This is a genomic window from Reyranella aquatilis (assembly GCF_020880995.1).
Classification (GTDB): Bacteria; Pseudomonadota; Alphaproteobacteria; order Reyranellales; family Reyranellaceae; genus Reyranella; species Reyranella aquatilis.
The window spans coordinates 15,961-42,735 of sequence record NZ_JAJISD010000006.1; the positions used below are offsets into that span (position 1 = coordinate 15,961).

24 protein-coding genes and 1 riboswitch are annotated in these 26,775 nt (G+C 66.5%); of the genes, 11 read left to right on the top strand and 13 right to left on the bottom strand.

Features of this window, described 5'->3' with window-relative positions; translation table 11 throughout:
* The first annotated feature begins 5 nt into the window (after window positions 1-5).
* The 4 genes from LJ725_RS14530 to LJ725_RS14545 all read left to right on the top strand — a co-directional run bounded on the left by LJ725_RS14530 (window position 6) and on the right by LJ725_RS14545 (window position 3,625).
* Entirely contained in the window at window positions 6-1,013 is a 1,008-nt protein-coding gene (locus LJ725_RS14530; protein ID WP_230551365.1) for a glutathione S-transferase family protein, read from the top strand.
* A gap of 142 nt (window positions 1,014-1,155) precedes the next feature.
* On the top strand, window positions 1,156-2,142 hold the full coding sequence (locus LJ725_RS14535) for a Bug family tripartite tricarboxylate transporter substrate binding protein (RefSeq protein WP_230551366.1): 987 nt from the start codon (window positions 1,156-1,158) through the stop codon (window positions 2,140-2,142).
* Entirely contained in the window at window positions 2,097-3,386 is a 1,290-nt protein-coding gene (locus tag LJ725_RS14540; RefSeq protein WP_230551367.1) for an SGNH/GDSL hydrolase family protein, read from the top strand. Before LJ725_RS14535 ends, LJ725_RS14540 begins: the two co-directional genes overlap by 46 nt.
* A 59-nt stretch (window positions 3,387-3,445) precedes the next feature.
* The gene (locus LJ725_RS14545; RefSeq protein WP_216957331.1) at window positions 3,446-3,625 is read left to right on the top strand and encodes a hypothetical protein; all 180 of its coding nucleotides are present in this window, start codon (window positions 3,446-3,448) and stop codon (window positions 3,623-3,625) included.
* A gap of 282 nt (window positions 3,626-3,907) precedes the next feature.
* Here the strand turns inward: LJ725_RS14545 and LJ725_RS14550 are convergent, their stop codons facing one another.
* From LJ725_RS14550 to LJ725_RS14565, 4 genes are read right to left on the bottom strand one after another with little or no spacing between them, the layout of a single operon-like run.
* Complete coding sequence (locus tag LJ725_RS14550; protein WP_230551368.1) at window positions 3,908-4,444, bottom strand: hemerythrin domain-containing protein; 537 nt, start codon at window positions 4,442-4,444, stop codon at window positions 3,908-3,910.
* 21 nt (window positions 4,445-4,465) lie between these two features.
* On the bottom strand, window positions 4,466-5,374 hold the full coding sequence (locus LJ725_RS14555; protein WP_230551369.1) for a hypothetical protein: 909 nt from the start codon (window positions 5,372-5,374) through the stop codon (window positions 4,466-4,468).
* Complete coding sequence (locus tag LJ725_RS14560; protein ID WP_230551370.1) at window positions 5,371-5,775, bottom strand: phage holin family protein; 405 nt, start codon at window positions 5,773-5,775, stop codon at window positions 5,371-5,373. Before LJ725_RS14560 ends, LJ725_RS14555 begins: the two co-directional genes overlap by 4 nt.
* Before the next feature lie 9 nt (window positions 5,776-5,784).
* On the bottom strand, window positions 5,785-6,234 hold the full coding sequence (locus LJ725_RS14565; protein ID WP_230551371.1) for a hypothetical protein: 450 nt from the start codon (window positions 6,232-6,234) through the stop codon (window positions 5,785-5,787).
* A gap of 252 nt (window positions 6,235-6,486) precedes the next feature.
* On the opposite strand from LJ725_RS14565, the gene LJ725_RS14570 reads away from it, so the two are divergent.
* The 3 genes from LJ725_RS14570 to LJ725_RS14580 are packed head-to-tail and all read left to right on the top strand — an operon-like array spanning window position 6,487 to window position 10,123.
* On the top strand, window positions 6,487-7,962 hold the full coding sequence (locus tag LJ725_RS14570) for a glucan biosynthesis protein (protein WP_230551372.1): 1,476 nt from the start codon (window positions 6,487-6,489) through the stop codon (window positions 7,960-7,962).
* A gap of 14 nt (window positions 7,963-7,976) precedes the next feature.
* Window positions 7,977-9,809, top strand: coding sequence for a glucans biosynthesis glucosyltransferase MdoH (mdoH, locus tag LJ725_RS14575; protein ID WP_230551373.1), 1,833 nt, complete (start codon window positions 7,977-7,979; stop codon window positions 9,807-9,809).
* Between the two features lie 32 nt (window positions 9,810-9,841).
* Complete coding sequence (locus tag LJ725_RS14580) at window positions 9,842-10,123, top strand: DUF6496 domain-containing protein (RefSeq protein WP_230551374.1); 282 nt, start codon at window positions 9,842-9,844, stop codon at window positions 10,121-10,123.
* A gap of 18 nt (window positions 10,124-10,141) precedes the next feature.
* On the opposite strand, the gene LJ725_RS14585 is transcribed toward LJ725_RS14580, so the two are convergent.
* Complete coding sequence (locus LJ725_RS14585; RefSeq protein ID WP_230551375.1) at window positions 10,142-10,810, bottom strand: glutathione S-transferase family protein; 669 nt, start codon at window positions 10,808-10,810, stop codon at window positions 10,142-10,144.
* 73 nt (window positions 10,811-10,883) lie between these two features.
* Between LJ725_RS14585 and LJ725_RS14590 the strand changes: the two genes are divergently transcribed.
* Complete coding sequence (locus LJ725_RS14590) at window positions 10,884-12,263, top strand: leucyl aminopeptidase family protein (RefSeq protein ID WP_329958368.1); 1,380 nt, start codon at window positions 10,884-10,886, stop codon at window positions 12,261-12,263.
* 47 nt (window positions 12,264-12,310) lie between these two features.
* Here LJ725_RS14590 and LJ725_RS14595 read toward each other — a convergent pair whose 3' ends face one another.
* From LJ725_RS14595 to LJ725_RS14620, 6 genes are all read right to left on the bottom strand, one after another.
* Window positions 12,311-13,246: a 2-hydroxyacid dehydrogenase gene (locus LJ725_RS14595; protein WP_230551377.1), complete on the bottom strand. Its 936-nt coding sequence runs from the start codon at window positions 13,244-13,246 to the stop codon at window positions 12,311-12,313.
* 8 nt (window positions 13,247-13,254) lie between these two features.
* Window positions 13,255-14,232: a TAXI family TRAP transporter solute-binding subunit gene (locus tag LJ725_RS14600; RefSeq protein ID WP_230551378.1), complete on the bottom strand. Its 978-nt coding sequence runs from the start codon at window positions 14,230-14,232 to the stop codon at window positions 13,255-13,257.
* Window positions 14,233-14,315: 83 nt separating this feature from the next.
* Window positions 14,316-15,950, bottom strand: coding sequence for an ABC transporter ATP-binding protein (locus LJ725_RS14605; protein ID WP_230551379.1), 1,635 nt, complete (start codon window positions 15,948-15,950; stop codon window positions 14,316-14,318).
* On the bottom strand, window positions 15,947-16,966 hold the full coding sequence (locus LJ725_RS14610; protein WP_230551380.1) for an ABC transporter permease: 1,020 nt from the start codon (window positions 16,964-16,966) through the stop codon (window positions 15,947-15,949). Before LJ725_RS14610 ends, LJ725_RS14605 begins: the two co-directional genes overlap by 4 nt.
* Complete coding sequence (locus LJ725_RS14615; protein ID WP_230551381.1) at window positions 16,966-18,066, bottom strand: microcin C ABC transporter permease YejB; 1,101 nt, start codon at window positions 18,064-18,066, stop codon at window positions 16,966-16,968. Before LJ725_RS14615 ends, LJ725_RS14610 begins: the two co-directional genes overlap by 1 nt.
* 15 nt (window positions 18,067-18,081) lie before the next feature.
* Complete coding sequence (locus LJ725_RS14620; protein WP_230551382.1) at window positions 18,082-19,950, bottom strand: extracellular solute-binding protein; 1,869 nt, start codon at window positions 19,948-19,950, stop codon at window positions 18,082-18,084.
* A 213-nt stretch (window positions 19,951-20,163) separates the two neighbouring features.
* On the opposite strand from LJ725_RS14620, the gene LJ725_RS14625 reads away from it, so the two are divergent.
* Together LJ725_RS14625 and LJ725_RS14630 are read left to right on the top strand one after the other, a co-directional pair.
* Window positions 20,164-21,090 carry a glycine/sarcosine/betaine reductase selenoprotein B family protein gene (locus LJ725_RS14625; RefSeq protein WP_230551383.1) on the top strand — a complete coding sequence of 309 codons (927 nt, stop codon included), beginning with the start codon at window positions 20,164-20,166 and terminating at the stop codon, window positions 21,088-21,090.
* A gap of 7 nt (window positions 21,091-21,097) precedes the next feature.
* Complete coding sequence (locus tag LJ725_RS14630) at window positions 21,098-22,291, top strand: CaiB/BaiF CoA transferase family protein (RefSeq protein WP_230551384.1); 1,194 nt, start codon at window positions 21,098-21,100, stop codon at window positions 22,289-22,291.
* 28 nt (window positions 22,292-22,319) lie between these two features.
* On the opposite strand, the gene LJ725_RS14635 is transcribed toward LJ725_RS14630, so the two are convergent.
* On the bottom strand, window positions 22,320-22,997 hold the full coding sequence (locus tag LJ725_RS14635; protein ID WP_230551385.1) for a nitroreductase: 678 nt from the start codon (window positions 22,995-22,997) through the stop codon (window positions 22,320-22,322).
* 253 nt (window positions 22,998-23,250) lie between these two features.
* A complete protein-coding gene (locus LJ725_RS14640; RefSeq protein ID WP_230551386.1) occupies window positions 23,251-24,567 on the bottom strand; it encodes an OprD family outer membrane porin in 1,317 nt (438 codons plus the stop codon).
* Window positions 24,568-24,680: 113 nt separating this feature from the next.
* Window positions 24,681-24,811, top strand: a riboswitch (TPP riboswitch).
* A 49-nt stretch (window positions 24,812-24,860) separates the two neighbouring features.
* On the opposite strand from LJ725_RS14640, the gene thiC reads away from it, so the two are divergent.
* Window positions 24,861-26,678: a phosphomethylpyrimidine synthase ThiC gene (thiC, locus tag LJ725_RS14645; RefSeq protein ID WP_230551387.1), complete on the top strand. Its 1,818-nt coding sequence runs from the start codon at window positions 24,861-24,863 to the stop codon at window positions 26,676-26,678.
* Window positions 26,679-26,775: the final 97 nt, after the last annotated feature.

Here is a 26,775-nt window from a genome sequence, read left to right on the forward strand (position 1 = left end):
GTGACATGAGCACGAAGCCCTACATCCTCCATGGCATCGCCCCGTCGCCCTATTCGGTGAAGATGCGCGCCCTGCTGCGCTATCGCCGCCTGCCGTTCGTGTGGCAGGCCGATGGCACCGCCCGCGACGTCGCCGTCGCCGCCGGTCTGCCGCCGGTCATTCCGGTGCTGCGCTTCCCCGACGGCACGCTGATGAACGATTCGACGCCGCTCGCCCATGCGCTGGAGCGCGCGCATCCCGGCCAGCGCTCGATCATCCCCGACGATCCCGCGCATGCCTATCTCAGCGACCTGCTGGAGGACTTCGGCGACGAGTGGGTCACCAAGGCGATGTTCCACTATCGCTGGTTCTACGCCGCCGATCGCGAATTCGCGCAGGTCTGGGTGATCACCTCGCGCAACCCGCAGATGCCGGAGGCCGCGCGGCGCGAGGCGATGCAGGCCTTCAACGACCGCCAGGTCGGTCGCATGGCGATGGTCGGCTGCACCGACGCCAACAGGCCCGTCATCGAGGACAGCTACCGCTTCATCCTCGACACGCTCGACGCCCATGTGCGCCGTCAGGAGTTCCTGTTCGGCTCGCGCCCGTCGCTGGCCGATTTCGGTCTGTTCGGCCAGCTGCAGATCCTGTCGGTCGATCCCACGCCGATGGTGGAGATGCGGCGGCGCGCGCCCGACGTCTATTGCTGGCTGCTGCGCCTCGACGATGCCTCGGGCGTCGAGGGCGAATGGCTGGCGGCCGATGCGCCGCTGCCCGGAACGCTGCTCGCGCTGCTGAAGCATTGCGGCGAGACCTACCTGCCGTTCCTCAGCGCCAACCGCGCGGCGCTGGAAGCCGGCGCGCCGTCGGTCGACCTCGAGATCCTCGGGCGGCCCTGGAGCCAGGCGCCGTTCCGCTACCAGGCCAAGTGCTACGACGCGCTGCGCAAGAAACTCGCCGCCCTGCCGGCGAATGTCCGGCGCCGGCTCGATCCCGTGCTTGCCGATACCGGCTGCCTGCGCTGGCTCGCGTGATGGCGGCACTGCAGTAGGCGATCCCGCCCGCGGAGCGACCTCGCAGGCCGCAGCGCGAGCGGGGAACACGGCCTTGCGTGACGCCCGTCAGACGGGCTGTTAGCGTCCGCGCACAGATCAAGAAAAGGTGCGTGGAGGAGTTATGTCCGAGTTCAAGCCTACCCGTCGTGCCGTGCTGGCGAGCGCCGCCGCAACCCTGGTTGCACCGGGCCTCGCCCGCGCGCAGGACGCGTTTCCGAACAAGCCGATCAAGTTCATCGTGCCCTACACGCCGGCCGGCGCGACCGACAACATCTCGCGCATCGTGATGGCCAAGGTGTCGGAGATCCTCGGCCAGCAGGTCCTGATCGACAACAAGGCGGGCGGCGGCGGCACGATCGGCACCGATGCGATCGCCAAGGCGGCGCCCGACGGCTACACGATCGGCCTGGTCACCATCTCCATGTTCTGCATGGCGCCGGCCCTCTACGCCAAGCTGCCCTACGATTCGGCCAAGGACTTCTCGCCGATGGCGGGCATGTCGGTGTGGCCGAACATGCTGGTGGTCCATCCCAGCGTGCCGGCGAAGACCGTGCCGGAACTGATCGCGCTGCTGAAGGCCAATCCGGGCAAGTACAACATGGCCTCGTCCGGATCGGGCACGACGATCCATCTCGCCGGCGAGATGTTCAAGCAGCTCACCGGCACCGACATGCTGCACGTCCCCTACAAGGGCAGCGCCGGCGCGATCCAGGACCTGATCGCCGGCAACGTCCACATCATGTTCGACAACATGCCGAGCTGCTTCCCGCATGTGCAGGCCGGCAAGCTGCGGGCGCTGGGCGTCACCAGCCGCGAGCGCAACAAGGCCGCGCCCGACGTGCCGGCGATCATCGAGTTCGTGCCGAATTACGTGGTCGAAGTCTGGATGGGTTTCGGCGGGCCGGCCGGCGTGCCGCAGCCCATCGTCGACAAGCTCGCCGCCGCCGGCACCAAGGCGCTCGAGGACGCCGACGTGAAGGCCAAGTTCGCCGCTCTGGGCACCGATCCCTGGCCGATGTCGCCCAAAGGCCTGCAGGACCGCATCGTGAGCGAGATCGCGGTGTGGGCGCCGATCGTCAAGGCGAGCGGCGCCAAGGTGGACGGCTGAGGACTTCCGAACCGACCCCCGCTCCGGCGCGCCGCCCGTATCCCGGGCGGGCCGTCGCCGGCGTACTCTTCTTTCTGGGGTGCCTGCCGGCCCTCGGCTTCTGGCTGGCGGTGACCTGGGCCTCGTCGGTGCTGGGCGCGATGGCGCTGCTCGCCGTGTGGTTCCTGCTGATGCTGGCGGCCGCGCCCCGGTTGCGGAATCTTTCGCTGCTTCTGTTCACGCTCTCGGCCGGCATGCTCGCGGCCGAGCTGCTGCTGCGCACCGATCTGATGAATCGCTTCGTCGAGGAGCGGGATCTCGCGCAATTCCGTCGCGGGCTGGCGACGACGCTGGATCCTCTGATCGTCCCCGATCCCGCACTGGCCTTCCGGATGTTGCCCAATCGCGAGGCGCGGGCGACCGCGGTCAAGAACGGACGAACGATCTACGACGTCATCTATTCCACCGACGAGCATGGCTTTCGCAACGTGCCCCCGGACGGCAAGCCGGGGGGCGAGACGCCGGTGCTGATCCTGGGCGATTCCTTTGCCTTCGGGGCCGGCCTCCCCGACCGGGAAACGCTGGCCTGGTATCTGCGGGAGCTGTCGGACTCACGGCTGCAGCCGGTGAACCTCGCGGTGAAGGGCTACGGCATCCATCAGGTGCTGCGTCAGATCGAGATGGGTGAGCCGCGAAGGGCGGGCTTCGCCCGCTACCCCTGGGCGATCCTCTCGATCGTCGACGATCATGTGTTGCGCGTGGCCGGCCGGGTCCAGTGGCTGCGCGACAGCCCGCGCTACGTCGTCGAGCCGGACGGCCGGCTGACGGCGCGCGGCACCTGGGTCCAGCCGTCCGATTTCGTCGAATCGCTGCTGGTCGGATCGCGGCTGTTCGCGCTGGCGTGGAAGCTGTTCGTGGACGAGGAGGGGGAACGACGCCTGTTCGCGCGTATCCTGCGCGAGATCAGGGACAGGCTGGCCGCCGACTACGGCGCCAGGCTCGTCGTGCTCTACTATTCCGGCGAAACCTGGCGCGGGGATGTGGCGGGTTGGCGGGCGACGATGGTGCCCCTGCTGTGCAACGCGGGTGTCACCGTTCTGGACGTCAATGCGCTCCTGCCCGACCCACCTTCGTCGATCGACCTTTACTATATGCCGGACGATGGCCATCCGACGGGCTTGCTGAACCGCACGCTCGCGGCGGCCCTGACGGCCGATTTCAGACAGGGCGCGGTCGAGCGGGGGCGTCTCGCCTGCGGCCGCTGAGCGCGGGGGCGCGACGAACAAGCTTCGGACTCGCGGCCCAAAGACCTGTACAAGGCGCAATGAGCAACGAAGCATTCGGCAAACACATGGTGTGGACGGTGGACCCGCGCACACAGTCTGAAATCGGCATCGGCTATTCGAGCCTGGTGGAAGCCCAGGCCGAGGCCGTCAAACTGGAGCAGGTGGGCTACAAGATCCTCCGGATCAGCCCGACGAGTCTCCCCAAGCCCAATTCCTGAACCGCGGCTTCCACTCTTCCGATTTCTGCAGCAAAGCCCGGCGAATTGTTTCGCCGGGCTTTTTCAGAAGTGAAGCGGGGGCTAGAGCGCTTCTGGGCGAGATTGAATCAAGCCGAACATTCAAACAACGACCTCACCCTGAGGAGCATCGCGCAGCGATGCGTCTCGAAGGGTGGGAACGCGCACCTTGCCTGTTGCCCATCCTTCGAGACGCACGCCTTCGGCGCGCTCCTCAGGATGAGGTAAGTGGGTCAATGTGAACTGGAACGGCTCTAGGTTGGATCAGGCAGTCGCTTCCAGCGGCTTGCTCTGCACCAGCTCATGCCCGGTGAAGCTGCGGGTCTCGGGCGGCGGCAGCTCCGCATTCTTGAACTCGGCCATGAGCTGCTGCTTGCGCACCTTCAGGCGCTCGCCGAGTTCGACGAGATCGGCGCCGGCCTTGCGCAGCTGCGCGAACAGGCCCTCGCCCGGACGCTCCTCTTCCTTGACGTGATGCTTGATCATCTCGGACAGGACCTTGACCTTGGCGTCATAGAACTCGTCGTCCGGCGAGCCGGCCGAGATCTCGGCGATCAGCACCTTGGCGCCGTCGTGCTCGACATAGGATTCGTCGAGCAGATCGTTCTCCACCTCGCCCTTGCTGGCGGGATAGAGGATTTCCTCCTCGATGATCGCGTGGACGGTCAGCTCGGTGCAGATCTGGGTCGCCAGGCTCTGCTTGCGCTCCGACCCCTTGGCCTTCTCGAACTTCTCGAAAAGATCTTCGACTTTGCGGTGATCGGCCTTCAGCAGGGCGACGGCATCCTGTTTGGCGGGCATGGTAACTCCTTCGGTAATGGATCAGGCGGAACGGGAAGACGAAGTGGGGACCATCGTGTCGACGAGCTTGCCGGCCATGTCGCCAACCTTCTCGCCGAGATGGGCGTCGGCAATCTGCTCGCCGACGGCGGTCTTTGCGGTCTCGAGGACGTCGCGGCCCTTGTCGATCGCCTCGGCGCCGACCTTGCCCAGCACCTGACGCTCGGCCTGCGACACCGGGAGCGCCGCGCCGAACAGGGCGCCCAATGCCGTCCCGATCGCCGCGACGAGGATGGGCTGCTCCTCGAAGAGTTTCGTGACGGCCTGGCGGGTATCGGCGGCGAGCTTCGACGCATCCTGATTGAGATGCTCGGCCGTCTCCTTGCCCTCTTCGACCAGCCGCTTGGCGTGGTCGACCTGCTCGCCGGCGGCGCCGCGGACCGCATCGGCCGCGCCGACGGCCTGATCGGTCAGCGAAGCCGCCGTGTTCAACGCCAGCTTCTCGGCCTTCGTCGCGATGCCGGCGACTTTGTCGGTGGCCTGACCGGCGAGCGACTTGGCGGTGTCGCCGGCCTGGCTGGCCAGCGACTTCGCAGTATCGGCCGCAGTGCCGGCCGCGCTCTTGACCTTGCCCGCGGCCGCCGCGGCGGCGTCGCTGCCGACGGTGGTCGCGGTCTTGAGGGCGGAGGTCGCCGTCGCCATCACATCGGCGCCGGTGGTGCGTGTCAGCATCATGGTGAGACCGGCGCCGATCAGCAGGGCTGCGCCAGGATTGGTGCGGGCCGATTCCGCCAGGCTCTTCACGATCGACAGGCTGCTGTCGCGCAGCACGCCGACGAGTTCGGTCGAGAGCGCGGAAGTGGTCATGCCTTCACGCAGCTGGCCGAGCGTGTTGGACAGGCCGGCGCGCTGGGCCTCGGCTTCGCGTTGGAGTTGGGCGCTCTCTCTCATGTCAGGTTCTCCTTCGCCATGCGGGCGTCGTTCTGCAGGGACGCGATTGTCCGGGTCGGGGTGGGGTCGACGGCGCCCAGCGTCTTCTTGCCGGCCATCAGGACGACGATGCCGCCCAAGGCCGATCCGCCGGCGACGATCAGGATCGCCACGGCGGGCGTGACGCCGCCTTCGATCAGGGCGGCCACGAGCGCCTGAAGGACCAGGATGAGGGCGCCGATGATGAAGACGGTGCCCACGAGCATCATGACGATGCCGCTGACGAGGCTGGTGCGCAGCGCCTCGGCCTTCTCTCCCAGTTCGACCCGGGCGAGCCGGATCTCGGTCTGAATCAGGTCGGCGCTTCGTCCCAGCGCGTCCGTCACCAGGGCGACGACGCCCGGCCTTTCGGTGGTGTTCATGTATACCTCCTAGACGTCGATGCGGCCGACGTTGGGCTCGTTCGCCCGCGGGCCGGCCGCTTCGGTCGAGGCGCCCATGCCGGCCTTGACGATGCGCGACAGGGCGAAGCCAACGATGACCGAGCCGGCCAGCAGGGCGAGCGGCTGGCGCTTGCCGAAGTCGGTCGCCATGGTCAGAAGCTCACCCGCCGACTTGTCGCGCAGGTCGTCGGCGAGACGGTCGATCCGCTGACCGGTCGATCGGACATAGTCGGCGACGGCGGGAGACTGGTCCTGCAGGCTCCCGGCGAGTGTGGCGGCAGTCTTCCCAAGAGCGGAAACGGCATCGGCCCCGGTCTCGGCCGAGCGACCGGCCAGTTCCTCGGCCTTTCCTGTAAGCGCATTCTTGATCTCGGATACCGCGGCGCCGAGATCGGGCTTGGTCTCGTTGGGCGCGGTGGCGTGTGACGTGTCGGCCATTCGTAAACTCCCTCGGCAATCTCTTGCCCGGCGAGACGCCGGGATGGTTGCAGGCGGCCAACGTGCGCTCGATGCTTTTCGTTCCTCGCCTATTTGAAGCCCGTTGCGGATGTTCCCTAGCGGACCGATGACGTGCATCGCGATCGCCATCGCCATCGCGTCACAGCAACCGAAAAGCGTGACGTCACGTTGCGGCTGCGGGCGACGCCCGGACGCGTGTCCCGACGCGTGTCGAGGTCAGCGAGAGGTGCCGTGATCAGACTGTTCGTACTGCTTATCGTCTATGTGGGCATGGCGTCGTCGTCGGCGGCTGCGCAGGACTTCTTCGGTACGCTGGTGGATCGTGCCCAGGCTTCGGCAGCCCAGCCCTATCGCAAGGAAGCGCCCATCCCCGAAACCGTGAGCCTCGGATACGACGCCTATCGAGGCATCCGGTTCAGACCCGAGTCGATGCTGTGGCGCGAAGGGGGAAGCGACTTCCGGGTCGAGTTCTTTCCGACCGGCTTCCTCTACCAGACGCCCGTGAAGCTGAATGTCATCGCGCGAACGGACCGAAGCGTCACGGCCCTCACGTCGTCGCCGTCGATGTTCGACTTCGGCGCCGGCCGCACGCCGGCCAGCGTGGGGTTTGCCGGTTTCAAACTCACCTTTCCTCTGCACGGGCAACGCTTCGACGAGATTGTGTCGTTCCTCGGCGCCAGCTATTTCCGGCCGATCGGCAAGGGCCAGACCTATGGCGCCTCGGCGCGGGGACTGGCGATCGACACTGCCCAGCCGCGATCGGAGGAGTTTCCAGAGTTCCGTGAGTTCTGGCTGGTCGAGCCGGCGCCGGGGGATGTGTCGTTGACCCTCTATGCCCTCCTGGAATCGCCCGGAGCCAGCGGCGCCTATGCGTTTGTGGTCACGCCCGGCCCGCGCACGACGGTCGATGTCGATGCCAGGCTGTTCCTGAGACATGGCGTGTCGGTGCTGGGAATCGCACCGCTCACCAGCATGTTCCTCTCGGGCAAGTCGGGGCCGTGGCGCGACGATTTCCGGCCCGAGGTGCACGATTCCGACGGCCTCGCGGTGCTGACGGGCGCGGGTGAGTCCATCTGGCGACCGCTCGGCAATCCGGGAACGCTGCAGGTGTCTGCCCTCGTCGACAACAATCCGCGCGGCTTCGGGCTGTTGCAGCGCGAGCGTCGCTTCGAGCGATATCAGGACGGCGTGGCGCAGTATCAGGCGCGGCCCAGCCTCTGGATCGAACCGAAGGGCGATTGGGGAGAGGGCGAGGTCCGGCTCGTCGAGATCCCGACGCCTTCGGAGTATCACGACAACATCGTGGCCTTCTGGGTCTCGCGCTGGCCCGTCGCCAAGGGGCAGGCGCTCGAGTACCGCTATCGCATCTCAGCTCTTGCCGACGACGCAGCCCTGTCCCCACTTGCCCGTGTGATCGCTGCCCGACAGGGGCCGATCGAGGGCAACTCGAAGGCGCGCCGTCTGGTCGTGGAGTTCGAGGGCGACGCTTTGTCCGCCCTCGAGGTGGAACGGCTCGTCGAGTCCAACGTCACCGTATCGGCGGGCCGCTTGCTGCGGGCCGACATCGACCGTCCGCCCGGCTCGACCAATCGCCGCCTGTTCCTCGACGTCGAGCTGGATGGCCGCCGCCCTTCCGACATCAGGGCCCACCTGACGGCAGGCGGTGAACGGTTGACCGAGACGTTCAACATCGTGCTGCGCCCGTGAGGAGAGCCAATCCAATGGCTGATCAGTTCGATGTGTCGCACTGGAATCTCGACCGGCATGCCGCGGGTGCCGGATGGCGCCGGCTCGCGCTGTTCTCGGCGGTTGCGATCACGACGGTCGCGGGGGTCCACCTGCTGGCGATGGCGCTGGGGCCTCAGGTGCCGCTCGGACTGGCGATCGCCCTGCTTGGCGTCTTTGCGCTGAGCTTCGCCTGGATCGTGCTGTCTTTCTGGGCGGCCATTCTGGGTTTCCTGCTGAAGGCCACCGGCCTCCATCCGCTCTCGCTGTCGCGAGTCGGTCCCGGCGATGGCGCTGTGCCGCCGTTGCGGGGCCGCACCGCCCTCCTGGTTCCCGTCTACAACGAGCAGCCGGATGAGGTCTTTGCCCGGCTCGAGACGACATGGCGCTCGCTGGAAGCCACCGGCCGGGCGGACGCCTTCGACCTGTTCGTGCTGAGCGACACCACGGTCGACGCGATCGCAGCGGAAGAAGAAAAGGGAGCGGAGGCCCTGCGGCGGCGCCTCGGCCTGGGCGAGCGGCTGCACTGGCGCCGGCGCGCCGCCAATGTGGGGCGCAAGGCCGGCAACATCGCGGACTGGCTCGATCTTCACGGCAGCCGCTACGACCACATGATCGTGTTCGACGCCGACAGTGTCATGTCCGGCGATACGATGGTGCGCCTTGTGGCGCTGATGGACGCCAGTCCGCGCACGGGCATGGTGCAGACCCATGCCGAACCCGTGGGGCGGGAAACCCTGTTCGCCCGCGTCCTGCAATTCTCCGCACGCGTCTATGGCAGCATGCTCTCCACGGGCCATGCCTTCTGGCAGAAGGGCGAGGCGAACTATTTCGGCCACAACGCCATCATTCGCGTCGCTGCCTTCTCTGATCACTGCCGGTTGCCGGTGCTTCCCGGCCGGGCGCCGCTCGGCGGCGAGATCCTCAGTCACGACTTCGTCGAGGCGGCCTTCATGCGGCGGGCCGGCTGGTTCGTCTGGAACCTCCCGACGCTGGGCGGCAGCTACGAGGAGTTGCCGTCGAACGTCGTGGACTATGCCGTGCGCGACCGGCGGTGGATCCAGGGCAACCTCCAGCACGCGCGACTGCTGGGTGTGCGCGGCCTCCACTGGATGAGCCGCCTGCATCTTGCGATGGGGATCATGGGCTATCTCGCCTCACCGCTGTGGCTGGGGTCGCTGATCTTGAGTGCGTCCATCGTGCTGGAGCACGAGATCGTCGGCCCGAGCTACTTCGGCCGCGTGCCGTCGCTGTTTCCCAACTGGCCGCAATACAATACCGGCCATGTCCACGGGCTTCTCGTCATGACGGCCTGCGTGCTCTTCCTGCCCAAGCTGCTGGCGCTGGTGCTGCGGCTTGGTGCGTCCTCTCGCGGCCATGGCGGACGTCTGGCGATCACCCTCAGCGTTCTTCTCGAGACGCTCTTCTCGATGCTTCTGGCGCCGGTGATGATGCTGTTCCACTCGACGTTCGTGCTGGGAATCCTCGCGGGGCGCGCCGTCGGTTGGCCGCCGCAGGCGCGGGGCGACCGGGGCATGGAATGGGATACCGCGGTGGAGCGGCATGTCGGTCAGGTACTCATGGGCGTCGTCGCCGTGCTGGTGATCGGGAACTGGGCGCCGGCTTTCCTGCCCTGGCTGCTGCCGGTGGTGGCCGGACTGCTGCTTGCGCCACCGCTCGCCGTCTATTCCAGCCGCCGCGCGTGGGGCGTCGGCGCTCGCCGCTGGCGACTGTTCCTCACGCCCGAGGAAGCGACCGGAGAGCGGTCCGTTGGCAGGGTCTTGATGACGGATCCGACGAGGGAATCGGCGCTGTCAGGCGCCGCCTAGGGTTCAACGCGCCAACCACAGGAGGAAACCAAATGGCCAAGTACTCCCCAAGTGTCGGCAAAGAGGTTGGGAGTGCCCTTCACCGCCGCAAGAAACGCACGCTGAAAAGCGGACCCGGCGGCAAGGGCGGCACGGTGACCAGCCGCAAGCAGGCCATCGCCATCGGTCTCTCCGAAGCCCGTGCCAAAGGCAAGAAGGTGCCGGCCAAACGGAAGACCGCCAAGCGCAAGACAGCGAAGAAGAAGACTGCGAAGAAGAAGACAGCGAGGAAGAAGACCGGCGGGCGCAGGACCGCGCGTCGCAGGAGCGCCTGATCCCCGGCCTGCTGATCGCTACTTCAGTTCGTAGCTGTCGATCAGCCAGGGCTCGTGCTCGGCGGCGTCGATCCACTCCTTCATCGCCGGGTGGCCGAGCACGGCCGCGCAATAGGCGTCGGCATCGCTGTCGAGCGTGACGCCGTAGGTCTTGAACCGCGTCGCCACCGGCGCATACATCGCATCGGCGGCGCCGAACGTGCCGAACAGGAAGCCGTCGTCCTTCTGGAAGGCGCCGGCGAAGCGCTTGCGGCAGTCGCGCCACAACGACGTGATCCGCTCGATGTCGGCCCGCGTGCCCGCCGTCATGCCCATGCCGGGATACGACGCGCGGATGTTCATCGGCATGCTGTTGCGCAGGTCGGCGAAGCTCGAATGCATTTCCGCCGAGATCGACCGGGCGTGGGCGCGCGCCGCGGCCGAGGGCGGCCATAGCCCCGCCTCGGGCTTCATGTCGTTCAGATACTCGGCGATGGCGAGCGAATCCCACACCGCGAGACCGCGATGCAGCAGCACCGGCAGCCGGCCCGACGGCGAGTGCTTGCGGATCGCCGCCTGCGTCTCGGGCCGGTCGAGCGGTATCACGATCTCGTCGAAGTCGATGTTGGCGATCCTGGCCATCAGCCAGCCGCGCAACGACCAGGACGAATAGTTCTTGTTGCCGATCACGACTGTGAACTCGGCCATGTACGCCCTCCTTGCCAGCCATGGAGTTTGACCGGCAATGTAAACCGTTCTTCCGATGTTTGTGAGCATGGCCATGTCGCTGCCGTTCGTCGACCGTTCTTCTTCCGCTCTCCCCCTGCAGTTTGTTGTCCAGTCGAAATGGGGTGCATGGTTGAAAGCCCAGTCCGCCGCCACGCGCGGCTGGGTCGAATCGCTGGGGCTTGCCGGTTCGCCGGGCGACGTCGCCGTCCTGCCCGGACGCGACGGCAAGGCATCCGGTGCAGTGGCTGTGATTCCCGATTCGCCGACCCTGTGGGATTTCGGTTCCCTCTCGACGAAGCTCCCGGCAGCGACGTGGCGGCTGGAAGGCAGGACCGCGCCGGTTGCGGCGACCGACGTCGCCGTGGCGATCGGCCTCGGCGCCTGGAAGTTCGAGCGCTATCGCGCCAGCAAGAGCAAGTCGGGTGCGAAGTTCCTCTGGCCCGAGGGTGCGGACCGCAAGCGCGCCATCGCCACCGTCGAGGCGATCTCGATGGCGCGCGATCTGATCACCACGCCGTCGTCCGACATGGGACCGGCCGAACTGGCCGCGGCAGCGCAGAAGCTCGCCCGGGCGCACAAGGCGCGGGTGAAAGTGATCGTGGGCGACGAGCTCCTAAAGCAGAATTATCCGACCATCCATGCCGTGGGCCGCGCCTCTGTGCGCGCGCCGCGGCTGATCGACCTCACCTGGGGCCGCGCGAGCGATCCCAAGGTGACCCTGGTCGGCAAGGGCGTGTGCTTCGACACCGGCGGCCTCGATCTCAAGCCGGCGGCCGGCATGCTGATGATGAAGAAGGACATGGGCGGTGCGGCCACGGTGCTGGCGGTGGCGTCGATGATCATGGCCACGGGCCTGCGGGTGCGGCTGCGCGTGCTGGTGCCGGCGGTCGAGAATTCGGTGTCCGGCAACGCCTTCCGGCCGATGGACGTGGTCAGGACGCGCAAGGGCATCACGGTGGAGATCGGCAACACCGACGCCGAGGGGCGGCTGATCCTGTGCGACGCGCTGCACGAAGGCGCGTCCGAAAAGCCCGCGATGATGATCGACTGCGCGACGCTGACGGGCGCGGCCCGTGTGGCGCTCGGGCCCGACCTGCCGGCGCTGTTCTGCAACGACGACAAGCTCGCCCATGCGCTGGTCGCGGCCGGCGAGGCCGTCACCGATCCGATGTGGCGGATGCCGCTCTACGCACCCTATCGCCAGATGCTCGCCAGCAAGGTGGCCGACATCAACAACGTTTCCTCGGGCGCCTTCGGCGGCGCCATCACCGCGGCGCTCTACCTGAAGGAATTCGTGCCCAACGACGTGCCGTGGGCGCATTTCGACATGATGGCGTGGAACAATAGCAGCCGGCCGGGTCGCCCCGAAGGCGGCGAGGCCCAGGTCGCGCGCGCGATCTACCGCACGATCGCGGACCGGTTTGGGAAGTAGCTATTCATCGGAGCGCGCAACGCCAGGTGCGCGCTCCGATGGGAGACTCAGTATCCCGTGACCGGATCGACCGTGTTGATCAGCGGTTGTCCGGCGCGGATGCGCTTGATGTTCTCGATCACGCCGGGCGAGGCGGTGCGCGGGTTGGTGGCGCCGGCGATGTGCGGGGTCACCTTCACCTTCGGGTGCGTCCAGTAGGGATGGTCCCGCGGCAGCGGCTCGGTGTTGAACACGTCGAGCGCGGCACCGGAGAGATGGCCCGAATCGAGGGCGGCGAGCAGGTCGTCGTCGACCACGTGGCCGCCGCGGCCCATGTTGATCAGGTAGGCGCCCTTCGGCAGGGCGGCGAACAGTCTGGCGTCGAGCAGGCCCTTGGTGTCGCGCGTGAGCGGCAGCACGTTCACCAGGATGTCGGTGCGGGCAAGGAAGGCCGCGAGCCCGTCGGGGCCGTGGAAAGTCTCGACGCCCGCCAGGGTCTTCTGCGTGCGACTCCAGCCGGCGGTCGGGAAACCCAGCGCCGCGAACTTGCTTGCAGTGTCCTGGCCGATCGTGCCGAGGCCGGTGATGCCGATGCGGCGATGGATGGTATCGACGAAATCCTCGGGCTTCCAGGTCTTCGCCCGCTGGCTCTCGGCATACTTGTCGATGTCGCGATGGTGACGCAGGGCGAAGTAGATGGCGTATTCGCTCATCTGGCCCACCAGCCCGTCGTCCATGATGCGGGTGATCGGCACGCCCGCAGGCAGCTGATCGTCGGCCAGAAGATGGTCGACGCCCATGCCCAGCGACACGATGAGTTTTACATTCGGGAAGGAGGCGATCAGGCCGCGATCCGGCTTCCAGGCGAGGACGATTTCGATGTCGTCCTTGTTGCCGAGATTGTCGCGGGTGCGGAAATCGATCGGACCAAGGCCTGCTTCCAGGACCTTCTTCCAGAGGACGCCGTCGGTATCGCGGCTGATGTAGGCAATAGCTCCGGCCATGCAGCCTTTTACTTAGGGAGCGTCGCCGGGTCGAGCTTGATTCCTTTCTCCCTGTAATACCGCACGGCGCCGGGGTGGAATGTGAGGATGGTGTTGCGCGATGCGTTGGCGGCGACCGTGTCCCGGGCCGCCGCATGGCCCCGCAGCATGGTCGGATTGTTTTCGAGGATCGTCCGCGTGATCGTGTAGGCAAGGGCGTCCGGCATTTCCTTGCTGGCGATCGCGAAATTGTAGAGCCCGACCGACCTCTGGTCGGCCGTCTGCTGCTTGTAGAGACCCTTGGGGATCGTGGACTCGGTGAATTCCGGCATCTTGCGGCGGATGACGGCGATTTCTTCCGGGGTCCAGGCGAAGAAATTGACCTGCTGCTCGGCATCGAGCTGCGTGAAGATCGGTACAGGTGCGCCGGCGCCGAAGCAGAAGGCGTCGATCAGCCCGTCGTTGAGCTGGTTGCCCGCCTCGGCGCTCTGGCCGTTGCGCGCCGTCACCTTCATGCCGAGCGCGTCGAAGATCAGCGGGAAATAGGTGCCGGACGTGCCGGCCTTGGGGCCGGTGCCGACGGTCTTGCCGTCGAGTTGCCGGAAGCTCGTGATGCCCGACTTCTTCAGCGACACGCACTGCATCGGCGTGTCGTACATCGGGAACAGCGCTCGGATGCTTTCGTACTTGCGGCCCTTGGTCCACGGCGCGGATCCCTGAAGGGCCTGCAGCGCGACGCCCAGGGTCGTCATGCCCAATCCGATCTTGCCGTCGTCGATCATGATGACGTTCTGGTTCGGCCCCTGGGTCTGCTGGGTCGTCACCTGCAGCCCGGCCTTGTCGGTGAGCAGGGCGGCCACGACGCCGCCGTAGACGTGATAGGTGCCGCCGACCGAGGCGGTGCCGAGCGTGAGGTCCTGCGGTTGGGCGATCGCAAGGGCTGGAGCGGCGAGGGGAGACATGACGACGAGAGCGGCGGCGAGCAGGGCGCGGCGGAGGCCGATCATGAATTCCTCCCTTTCAGGCCCTCCTCATAAATTTGTCGCGCGACGCCTGCAAGGCATCAGAGATTTCGCTGCAATTGAAACTATCAGGTCGCGACCACGCGACTGTCGGCGCCGATCGCCTCGAGGTTGAAGGCGGCTGCAATCAGCGCCTGGGTGTAAGGGGTTTGCGGCGCCTCGAAAATCTGCTTCGCCGGGCCGCGCTCGACCACCTTGCCATGCCTCAGGACGACGACTTCGTCGGCCAGCGCGCGCACGACCTTCAGGTCGTGACTGATGAAGAGATATGCAAGTTTGTACTTCTGCTGGAGGTCGCGCAGCAGGTCGACGATCTGGGCCTGGACGCTCATGTCGAGCGCCGAGGTCGGCTCGTCGAGCACGATCAGGCGCGGCTTGAGGACGAGCGCACGGGCGATCGAGATGCGCTGGCGTTGGCCGCCGGAGAATTCGTGCGGGTAGCGGTCGCGGCTCGCGGGATCGAGGCCGACTTCGTGCAATACCTGCTCGATCATCGCCGTCCGCTCCTGCGGCGTGCCGATCCCGTGGACCTCCAGCCCTTCGCCGATGATCTCGCCCACCGACATGCGCGGGCTGAGCGAGCTGAACGGATCCTGGAAGACGATCTGCATCTCGCGCCGCATCGGACGCAGCTCGCGCTGGCTCAGCCCCTGCAGGTCGCGGCCGTCGAACCGGATGCCGCCCTCGCTGCGCTCGAGCTTGAGCAAGGCGAGGCCCAGCGTGGTCTTGCCGGAGCCCGACTCGCCGACCAGGCCGATCGTGTGGCCCTCACGCAGCGCGATGCTGACGCCGTCGACCGCCTTCACATGGCCGACCGTGCGCCGCATCAGGCCGCGGCGGATGGGGAAGTGCACCTTGAGATCGTCGAGACGCAGGATCTCGGGCGCCGCCGGATCGGCGTCCGCCGGCCGGCCCTTGGGCTCGGCCGAGAGCAGGTGCTGGGTGTAGCTGTGCTGCGGCCGGTCGAAGACCTCGGCCACGGGACCCTGCTCGACGATCTGGCCCTTGGTCATCACGCACACACGGTCCGCCATCTTGCGCACGATGCCGAGGTCGTGGGTGATGAACAGCAGCGCCATGCCGTAGCGCGCCTGCAGCGACTTCAAGAGCTTCAGGATCTGCGCCTGGATGGTGACGTCGAGCGCGGTCGTGGGCTCGTCGGCGATCAGCAGGTCGGGCTCGTTGGCGAGCGCCATGGCGATCATCACCCTCTGGCGCTGGCCGCCCGAGAGCTGGTGCGGATAGGCGTCGAGGCGCTTGGCGGCCTCGGGGATGCCGACCTGCTCCAGCAGTTCGAGGGTGCGCTTGCGCGCCGCCTCGCGCGACAGGCCCTTGTGCAGGATCAGGACCTCGTTCACCTGCCGCTCGATCGTGTGCAGCGGGTTGAGCGAGGTCATCGGTTCCTGGAAGATCATCGAGATGCGGTTGCCGCGCACCGCGAGGAGATCGCGCGTCGAGGCGCCGACCAGCTCCTGGCCCTGGAAGCGGATGCTGCCCGTGGGATGGCTGGCGGCCGGATAGGGCAACAGTTGCAGCACCGAGAGCGCCGTCACCGACTTGCCGGAGCCGGACTCGCCCACCAGCGCGACGGTCTCGCCCCGCCTGATGTCGAAGCTGACGCCGCGCACCGCGCGCACCGCCTTGTCGCCGGCGCCGAAGGTGACCGAGAGGTCCTTGACCTCGAGCAGCAGGGAATCGCTCACGCCAGCACCTTGCGCGGGTTGAAGGCGTCGCGCACCGCCTCGCCGATGAACACCAGCAACGACAGCATCAGGGCGATCACGAAGAAGCCGGTGAAGGCGAGCCACGGGGCGGTGAGGTTGTTCTTGCCCTGCAACAGAAGCTCGCCCAGCGAAGGCGAGCCCACCGGCAGGCCGAAGCCCAGGAAGTCGAGCGAGGTCAGCGTCGTCACCGAACCCGCCAGGATGAAGGGCAGGAAGGTGAGGCTGGCGGTCATCGCATTGGGGAGGATGTGGCGGAACATGATGCGCACGTCCATCATACCCAGCGCCCGGGCCGCGCGGACATAGTCGAAGTTGCGGCCGCGCAGGAATTCCGCGCGCACCAGCCCGACCAGCGCCATCCAGCTGAACAGCAGCATGATCCCCAGCAGCACCCAGAAGCCCGGCTGGATGAAGCTCGCCAGGATGATCAGCAGGTAGAGCGTCGGCATGCTCGACCAGATCTCGAGGAAGCGCTGCATCAACAGGTCGACCGCGCCGCCGAAATAGCCCTGCACGGCGCCGGCGGCGATGCCGATCACCGTGCTGGCCACGGTGAGAGCCAGGCCGAACAGGACGGAGATGCGGAATCCGTAGATCAGCCGCGCGAGCACGTCGCGCCCGCTGTCGTCGGTGCCCAGCCAATGCTGGCGGGACGGGGGCTGCAGCGTCGTGCGGCCCTCGCCCTTCAGCACGGTGTCGTAGCTGTAGGGGATCGGCGGCCAGAGGATCCAGCCCTTCTCCTCGATCAGCTTCTTCACCTCGGGGTCGGAGTAGACGGTGTTGGTCGGGAAGTCGCCTCCGAACGTCGTCTCGGGATAGTCCTTGAGCAGCGGCGAGTAGAAGCCGCCGTCGTAGCGGATGAGGATCGGCTTGTTGTTGGCCAGCAGCTCGGCGAACAGCGACAGGAAGAACAGGGTGCCGAAGATCGCGAGCGAGATCATGCCGCGCTTGCTGGAACGGAAAGCCGCGAGGCGGCGCCGGTTCATCGGGTTCATCAGGCGCGCGCCTCGAAGTCGATCCGCGGATCGACCACGGTGTACATGAGGTCGCCCAGGATCCCCATGACGAGGCCGATCAGCCCGAAGAAGTAGAGCGTGCCGAACATGATCGGATAGTCGCGGTTCAGCGCCGCCTCGAAGCCCAGCAGGCCGATCCCGTCGAGCGAGAAGATCACCTCGATCAGCAGCGAACCGGTGAACAGCACGCCCACGAAGGCTGCGGGAAAGCCCGCGATCACGATCAGCATGGCGTTGCGGAAGACGTGGCCGTAGAGCACGCGGCGCTCGACCAGGCCCTTGGCGCGGGCGGTCAGCACATACTGCTTGTGGATTTCCTCGAGGAACGAGTTCTTGGTGAGGAAGGTGAGCGTCGCGAAGCCCCCGATCACCATGGCGCCGATCGGCAGCGCCATGTGCCAGAAATAGTCGAGCACCTTGTCGATCGTGCCCAGCGAGCTCCAGTCGTCGGAGACGAGCCCGCGTAGCGGGAACCACTTGAAGTAGGAGCCGCCCGCGAACAGCACGACCAGCAGCAGGGCGAACAGGAAGCCCGGGATCGCGTTCAGTACGATCAGCGTCGTCGAGGTCGTCACGTCGAAGCGCGAGCCGTCGCGCACCGCCTTGGCGATGCCGAGCGGTATCGACACGAAGTAGATCAGCAGCGTGGTCCACAGGCCGAGCGAGATCGACACCGGCATCTTCTCGATGATGAGGTCGACGACGCGCTTGTTGCGGAAGAAGCTCTCGCCGAAATCGAAGACGAGATAGTTCTTCATCATCAGCAGGAAGCGCTCGCCGATCGGCTTGTCGAAGCCGTACATCTTTTCGATGCGTTCGATCAGCTCGCGCGGCAGGCCGCGGGCACCGCGATAGGTGCCGCCGCCGGAAGAATCCGTGGCCGACTTGCGCAGCGTCTCGCCGCCGCTGGAGCTGCCGGAGAAGCGCTCCGTCGCATCGACCGAGGTGCCCTGGATCTGGGCCAGCGTCTGCTCGACCGGGCCGCCGGGCGCGGCCTGCACGATGAAGAAGTTGATGACCATGATGCCGAACAGGGTCGGCACCACCAGCACGAGGCGTCGCAGGATGTAGGCGAGCATGGAGCGGCCGGACGCCTACTTCCTCTCGCGCTGCAGGGCGCGATCCTTGGCCTCGTCGATCCACCAGGTGTCGAAGGCGAAGGGCGCGTAGCGCGCGCTCTTGTCGGGCCGCGCGAAGCGGTTCCAGTAGGCCACGAACACCTTGTTGTTGTGCCAGTTGGGCACCACGAAGTTGCTCCACAGCAGCACACGGTCCAGCGCCTTCGTCACGGCGATCAGGCTTTCCCGGTCCGGCGCCGCGATCAGCGTGTCGATCAGCGAATCGATGGCGGCGTCCTTGATCCCCAGCGAGTTGCGGCTGCCCGGCGTGTCGGCGGACTTCGAGCCCCAGAAGTCGCGCTGCTCGTTGCCCGGCGACAGCGACTGGCCGAAACCCTCGACCATCATGTCGTAGTCGAACTCGTCCTCGCGCCGCTTGAACTGCGCGGTGTCGACGGTGCGCACCGTCATGTCGATGCCGATGCGCTCGAGGTTCTGCTTGTAGGGCAGCACGACGCGCTCGAAGCTGGCGTCGTTCAGGAGCATCTCGAAGGCAAGCTTCCGGCCCGTCTTCGTCTCCGTCATCTTGCCGTCCTTGACCTCCCAGCCGGCCTCCTTGAGGAGGGCCAGCGCCTTGCGCGCCAGCTCGCGGACGTTGCCGGTGCCGTCGGTCTCGGGAAGGACGAACTCCTTGGTGAAGACCTCCTCGGGGATCTTGCCGCGCAGCGGCTCGAGGTACTTCAGTTCGGCAGCGGTCGGCAGGCCCGACGAGGCCAGCTCCGAGTTGCCGAAGAACGAGACGTTCCGCTTGTACATCCCGTAGAACAGGTTCTTGTTCGCCCAGGCGAAGTCGAACATCGTGGCGATCGCCTCGCGTACGCGCTTGTCCTTGAAATAGTCGCGGCGCAGGTTGAAGGCGAAGCACTGCATGCCGGTCGGCAGTTCGTGCGGGATCTCGGCGCGCTGGATGCGGCCGTCGCGCACGGCGGGAATGTCGTAGGCGGTCGCCCAGTTGCGCGCGATGTTCTCCTGCCGGACGTCGAGGTCGCCGGCCTTGAAGGCCTCGAACTGCACGGTGACGTCGCGATAGTATTCGTAGCGGATCACGTCGAAGTTGTTGCGCCCGCGATTCATCCAGAGGTCCTTCGCCCACCAGTCGGCGACCCGGCGGTAGGTGATCGACCGGCCGACGTCGAAGGACTCGACCCTGTAGGGGCCGCTGGCGAGCGCCGGCTCCAGCGAGACCTTCTCGAAGTCGCGGCTGGCCCACCACTTGGAGGGCAGGATGGGGAGCTGCCCGATGATCAGCGGCAGTTCCCGGTTGGTATTGTCGCGGAAGCTGAACCTGACCTTCCGGTCGCCGACCTTCTCGGCCTTGAGCACGTCGGCGTAATAGAAGGCGTAGTTGGGCAGGCCCTTGGACTTCAGGATGTCGAGCGAGAAGATCACGTCCTCGACCGTGATCGGGCTGCCGTCGTGCCAGCGCGCCTGCGGCCGCAGGGTGAAGGCCACCCAGGAACGGTCCTCGGGCCATTCGATCGTTTCGGCGATCAGTCCGTATTCGGTCGAGGCCTCGTCGCGCGAGTTCCAGCACAGCGTGTCCCAGAGCTGGCTGATGCCGGCGGCGGGGACGCTCTTCACGATGTAGGGATGCAGCGAATCGAAGGTGCCGCGGGCGCCCAGCCGGACGCTGCCGCCCTTGGGGGCATTGGGGTTCAGGTAGTCGGGCGGGCCGGCATCTGCCTTGTACTTGGGCTCGCCGTGCATGGCGAAGCCGTGGCTGACATGGATCGTGCCCGGGGCGGCCGGGGCCCCGGGAGCCGCAGTCTGGGCCCGCAGAATCGCCGGGGCACCGGCCCAAAGGGCCACGCCCCCCGCCAATACGCTGCGCCGTCTGATCGCCATGCGATGCGCTCCCCAGCCTGTCCGCTCTCGTTTCATATATAGCGCGATGGAGTTGGGCGGCACTATGGCCGGGGGGTTACATCGGGGTCAGCTTCTCCGGCCGCCGGGATGGCCATCGCCGGCCCCGCCGACCGATCCCGTTCGACATACCGTCAGGCGGACAAGAGCCTCTCCTCGTTTGACTTCGCGCGTTTCAGCGCTCAGTTTTCGACCATGGTCGATACGACAGATTTCGCGCCGGAATACGACGCGCCGCTCGAATACATGCGCCGGACGCGCGAGTATTATCTCGCCCTGGGCTACGACAATCCCTACCGCTGGGCGCACTACACGGACGCACCCTTCACGCCGCTCACGAAGCCGCTGAAGGACAGCACGCTGGCGCTGATCTCGACAGCGGCGCCCTACCAGCCCGACAAGGGCGACCAGGGTCCGGGCGCCCTCTACAACGCCAGTGCCAAGTTCTACTCGGTCTATTCCGGCGATACGGACAGGGACCACGACACCCGCATCTCCCACATCGGCTACGACCGCAAGCACACGACGGCGAAGGACAGCAATACCTGGTTCCCGCTGCCGCTGATGCGCGAGTTCGCGAACCAGGGCCGCTTCAAGCTCGCCAAGCGCTTCCACGGCGCGCCGACCAATCGCAGCCAGCGCGTCACGCTGGAGACGGATGCGCCGGAAATCCTCGCCCGCTGCCGCCAGGACCAGGTCGACGCGGCGCTGCTCGTCCCTACATGACCCGTCTGTCACCAGACCGTGAGTCTGGTCGCCCGATATCTCGAACGGAACGGCATCCCCACCGTAGTGATGGGGGCAGCGAAGGACATCGTCGAATGGGCGGGCGTCCCGCGCTTCCTGTTCAGCGACTTCCCGCTCGGCAATTCCTGCGGCAAGCCGCACGAGCCCGATACCCAGCGCTTCACGCTGGATCTCGCCCTGAAGGTTCTGGAAAGCGCCATCGGTCCGCGCACGACGGTCCAGTCGCCGTTGCGCTGGAACGAGGACGGGGACTGGAAGAACGACTACAACAACCTCGAGCGCATGCCGCCGGAAGAGGTCGCCAAGCGGCGCGCCGAATTCGACAAGGTGAAGCAGGTCGCGCTCAGCCAGCGCAAACAGGCGGGCGTGGCGTAGGAGTGACATGAGCAAGCCGTTTACGGGCGTAAAGGTCGTCGATTTCACGCGTGTGCTGGCGGGGCCCTACAGCTCCTACCAGCTCGCCCTCCTCGGGGCGGACGTCATCAAGATCGAATCGCGCGAAGGCGACGACATGCGCTACGGCACCCGGTCCAACGACTGGGAGAAGCGCGGCCTCGCGGCGCCGTGGGTCGCGGTGAACGGCAACAAGCGCTCGGTCACGCTCGACCTCAAGCAGCCCAAGGCGATCGAGGTCATCAAGCGCCTGGTCAAGACGGCCGACGTCGTCGTCGAGAATTTTCGCCCGGGCGTGATGGACAAGCTCGGCATAGGCTACGAGACGCTGAAGAAGATCAATCCCCGGCTGATCTACTGCGCCGTGTCGGGCTTCGGCCAGGTGGGGCCTGAGTCCAAGACGGCGGCCTTCGACGGCATGATCCAGGCCATGTCGGGGCTGATGTCGATCACCGGCTTCGAGAATAACGGCCCGACGCGCGTGGGCTTTGCCGGCGCCGACGTGATGTCGGGCGCCACGGCGGCACTGGGCATCGCCTCCGCGCTCTACCAGCGCACGCACACCGGCAAGGGCCAGCTCGTCGACGTCGCCATGATCGACGCGGTGATGGGCTATCTCGCGCAACAGTTCACCGAGCACCTGATGACCGGCCGCGTGCATGGCCAGGCCGCGAACCTGTCGGTGACGCGCAAGCCCACGGGAAATCTCTTCAAGACACGCGACGGCTGGATCGTGCTTGCGGTCATGACCGATCCGCAGTTCAGGCGCCTGATGAAGGTGCTGGGCCGCGAGGAGGTGCTGGACGATCCGCGCTTCGTCGACTGGGCCACGCGCATCGCCAACAACACCGCCCTGCACGAGATCGTCGAAGGGGCGATGAAGACCGAGGATTCCGGCACCTGGATCGAGCGCTTCGCCAAGGCCGACGTGCCGGCCGGCCGCGTCCACAGCATCCCGGAGACCGCGCAGCTCGATCTCTTCAAGCATCGCACGGTGCTGCAGACCGTCGAGACCGAGCACGGCCCGATCAAGGTCGTGGGCTCGGGTTTCCGTCTCGAACATGGCGGCGGCTCGATCGACCGCCCGCCGGCCACGCTCGGCCAGCACACCGATGAGGTGCTGAAAGAGGCGGGCTATTCGCCCGCCGAGATCGCCGAGATGCGCGCGGCAGAGGTCGTCTGAGGGCGCGTCGCGACTGGATTGCAGCGCTTTAGTCGTCGAAGCCGACGAAAACCGCGGCTTCGGCGACGGACTTCCGCTCCGAGACGACCGCGTTCGCCGGGAAGCTGTCATCCGGCCAGCCCAGGGCGATGCTTTTCATGATGACCTGATCGTCGGGTATTCCCGCGTGCTCGCGCACCACCGGCGACTGCATGATGCCCTGGCTGTTGATCACGGCGCCCAGCCCGCGCGACCAGGCGGCATTCACCAGGGCCGTCGCCACGGCGCCGCAGTCGAACGGCGTATCGTCGCTGCCGTCCAGCACGCGGTCGTAGGTCACGATCACGCAGACCGGGGCGTCGAACTGACTGAAGCCGCGCAGCACCCAGTCCTGACGCCCCTCCTTGTCGTCACGCGCGATCCCCATGGCCGAGAACAGTTGCTTGGCGACGCCGACCTGCCGGTCGCGATGCACACCGGCAAAGGACTTGCCGGTGCGGAATTCGCGCGACTGAGGGACGCCCGCCAGCATGCGCTCCGTGTTGCCCGCGCGGATCCGGTTCAGCGGCTCGCCGGTGACGATGTAGAAATTCCACGGCTGGGTGTTCATCGACGAGGGCGCACGCATCGCCAGGCCGATGATCTCCTCGATCAGCGCCCTGGGGACGGGATCGGGCTTGTAGCCCCGAATGCTGCGGCGGCCGCGGATGACGTCATCGAACTGCATGTACCTGAGCTTCCCCGGACGATTTCTGTGCGGATCGAGTTTTCGGGATTTCCCGGCCCTCATGCAAGCGTGTCGGATGGTGGCGCGGCGGGCGAGTTGCGCCCGTCGGCGCTCGGTGCCGCCACCCTGCTGCAAGGCGACGTGAACGCCGACACAGTGGCCGACTTCACGATCCTGATGATGGGCAACCACGTACCGATGGACAGCGACTTCGTCCTGTCGTGGGCACGCTCTCGACGGCGCATGAGCGCCGTTATTGGCGCAGGCGCGGACCCTTCCAGGTCAGCTCGTAGTTCAACTGGACGCGGTACTCCGTATAGGACGTGACCGTGTTGTTGAGGTACTGGTCGACGAAGGCGACGCGATTGCGCAGGTTGAAGGGCTTCAGCCAGTCGGGCGCGTTCGGCATGATGTCGCCCCGGATGGCCAGCTCGAGATCGTATTCCCAGTTGTCGGACAGCGACGTGTGAGTCTGGGCATTGACCGAGTTGCCGCCGTAGGTCGCGCTCGCGATGAAGATCACGCCGGGAAGGCCTGCGCCCTTGAAATCGTAGCTGGCCCCCGCCGTGACGGCCATTTCGCCGGCCCGGTTGAAGTCCAGCGACTGCATCTTGTTGTAGCCGATGAAGATGCCGTAGGGGTTCCGCCAGGCCGCGGCCGAGCCGATCTGCGTATAGGAGACACGGAAGGCCATCGGTCCCCAGAAGGCATCCGCGCGGAAGCCGCCCCAGAAGGTGCTGAAGGGCTGGCCGGTGAGGAGATTCATCCCGTTGCTGCCCTGCACCGCGAATTGCGCGGCGAGCTGGACGCGAAGGTCTTCGTTCACCCTGATCGTGCCGCCCACGTCGGCATAGCTCGACCAGAGGATATCCGGGACGTAATAAGCCGAGGCGCGGACCTGCAGCTCGCTCATGCTGCCGTATTTGGTGCTGAACAGGGCCATGCCCTTGTTGACGTTCGGCGCGCCGGCCGCCTCGCCCATGTTGATGAAGGCCGAGTAGTCGCGGGGTTTCATGGCGGCCACGTAGCCTGCGAAGTAGTTGACCGGTCCGAGCGCGCCGCGCAGCGCATAGGCCTCGAAGGTCTGCGGGATCTCGCGGTCGTCGCGCGGATTGACCTCGAGTTCGTCGAGATACTGACGGAAGACCGTGACGGTCTGCCTGTTCCAGCGGGCCGAGGCATAGGCCTGCCCGAGGGTGAAGTAGCCGTATCCTCCCGGCTTGAGCAGCGACGTCCCGTCGGAGGTGGTGTCGCGGCCCTGCGGTGCCCAGACCGGTTGTGTCGTGTATCCCACCGCGCCGAGCTGGAGCGTGTCGTAGAACCAGCCCGTCTGCAGTCCGACCCAGCCACCGGTGACGATGGCGGCCGAGCTGGGCGGCCTCTGGTTCTGGCGATCGAAGAGGTAGCTGCGCAGGTGCAGGACGGCCGTCGCTTCGTCGTACAGGAAGCGTTGCAACTCGGCCCTGAGCCCATTGGCGGGCCCCGCATCGGGCGTCTGCGCAAGGATGGGCGATGGCGCCAGGGCCAGCGCGGCCAAGAGCAAACCGCTGGCGATCCTCGTGGCCCGCATCGATACCCCCGATCCTTGCAGGCAGGGACGCTAGAAGCCTCGAGTTAAGGAATTGCGGAACTGGCGGGACAGTTTGCGAAAGCTTGAGATGTTGAGCCCGGCGACCTAAGCTGGCCCCGTCCAAGGGGGGTCCCGACAAGGGGCTGAGATACCGATGGTCGCCAGTTCCTGCTGGCGTCGGCGCGGTGACCCTTTGAACCTGATCCGGGTCATGCCGGCGAAGGGACTGGATACATCCTTTGCACGACAGAACACCGGATCTCCGTCTGCCAACCAGCCACGGGAGATCCATCATGGACACCATCGTCACCCCGAGCGCCCCGACCGTCACGACGGGGCCGCTGCCCGCATCCCGCAAGGTCTACGCGACGCCCGACGCCGCGCCAGACCTGCGGGTTCCCCTGCGCGAGATCGAACTGTCATCGCCGCTCGAGCCGCCGGTGCGCGTCTACGACACGACCGGTCCCTACACCGACACCGACGTCGCGATCGATGTGCGCAAGGGCTTGGCCCAGACGCGACGGGCCTGGGTGCTCGAACGCGGCGGCGTCGAGGAATATGCCGGCCGTGCGATCCAGCCGATCGACAACGGCAACGTGAAGGACTCGGTGCTGCGGCCGTTCCCGCAGGCGCAGCAGCCCCTGCGCGGCATCGACGGCAAGCCAATCACCCAGTTCGAATGGGCCCGCGCCGGCGTCATCACCAAGGAGATGATCTACGTCGCCGCTCGCGAGAATCTCGGCCGCAAGCAGGTCCTTGACGGCGCCGAGGCGCGGTTGGCCGACGGCGAGAGCTTCGGGGCGGCATTGCCCGCGTTCATCACGCCGGAGTTCGTGCGCCAGGAAATCGCCGCGGGCCGCGCCATCATTCCCGCGAACATCAATCACTCCGAACTGGAGCCGATGATCATCGGCCGGAACTTCCTGGTGAAGATCAACGCCAACATTGGCAACTCGGCCGTTTCCTCCTCGATGGAGGAAGAAGTCGAGAAGATGGTGTGGGCGATCCGCTGGGGCGCCGACACCGTCATGGACCTCTCGACGGGACGCAACATCCACGACACGCGCGAATGGATCGTGCGCAACGCGCCGGTGCCGATCGGCACGGTGCCGATCTACCAGGCGCTGGAGAAAGTGGGCGGCGACCCGACGAAGCTGTCGTGGGAAGTGTTCCGCGACACGCTGATCGAGCAGGCCGAGCAGGGCGTCGACTACTTCACCATCCATGCCGGCGTGCGCCTCGCGCATGTGCCCCTGACGGCCAGCCGCGTCACCGGCATCGTAAGCCGCGGCGGCTCCATGATGGCGCAATGGTGCCTCACCGAGCATCGCGAGAGCTTCCTCTACGAGCATTTCGGTGACATCTGCGACATCATGCGGAAGTACGACGTCTCCTTCTCGCTGGGCGACGGTCTGCGGCCGGGCTGCAACGCCGACGCCAACGATGCCGCGCAGTTCGCCGAGCTGGAGACGCTGGGCGAACTCACCAGGGTCGCCTGGGACAAGGGCTGCCAGGTGATGATCGAGGGGCCGGGCCATGTGCCCATGCACAAGATCAAGGCCAACATGGACAAGCAGCTGCGCGAATGCGGCGAGGCGCCGTTCTATACGCTGGGGCCGCTCGTGACAGACATCGCGCCCGGCTACGACCACATCACCTCGGGCATCGGCGCCGCCATGATCGGCTGGTTCGGCACGGCGATGCTTTGTTACGTCACGCCCAAGGAACATCTCGGCCTGCCTGACCGAGATGATGTGAAGGTGGGCGTGATAACCTACAAGATCGCCGCCCATGCCGCGGATCTGGCGAAGGGCCATCCGGCCGCCCGCCTGCGCGATGACGCGCTGTCTCGGGCGCGCTTCGACTTCCGCTGGCGCGATCAGTTCAATCTCTCGCTCGATCCCGCCACGGCGGAGAAGTTCCATGACGAGACCATGCCCAAGGAGGCGCACAAGACCGCGCACTTCTGCTCGATGTGCGGGCCGAAGTTCTGCTCCATGCGCATCACCCAGGACATCCGGGACTATGCCCGCAAGGGCATGGACGAGATGAGCCAGCGCTTCCGCGCCGGCGGCGGCAGCCTCTACGTCGCGGACAAATCGGCCGACTGACGTAATTTCTCGGGCATCCAAGGGGTCTTTTGCGCCCCTCGGACGTTGAGCCCCCGGTTCGGCGGGCGCCTGCCTTGCGCCCGCCATTTCAGTGGGG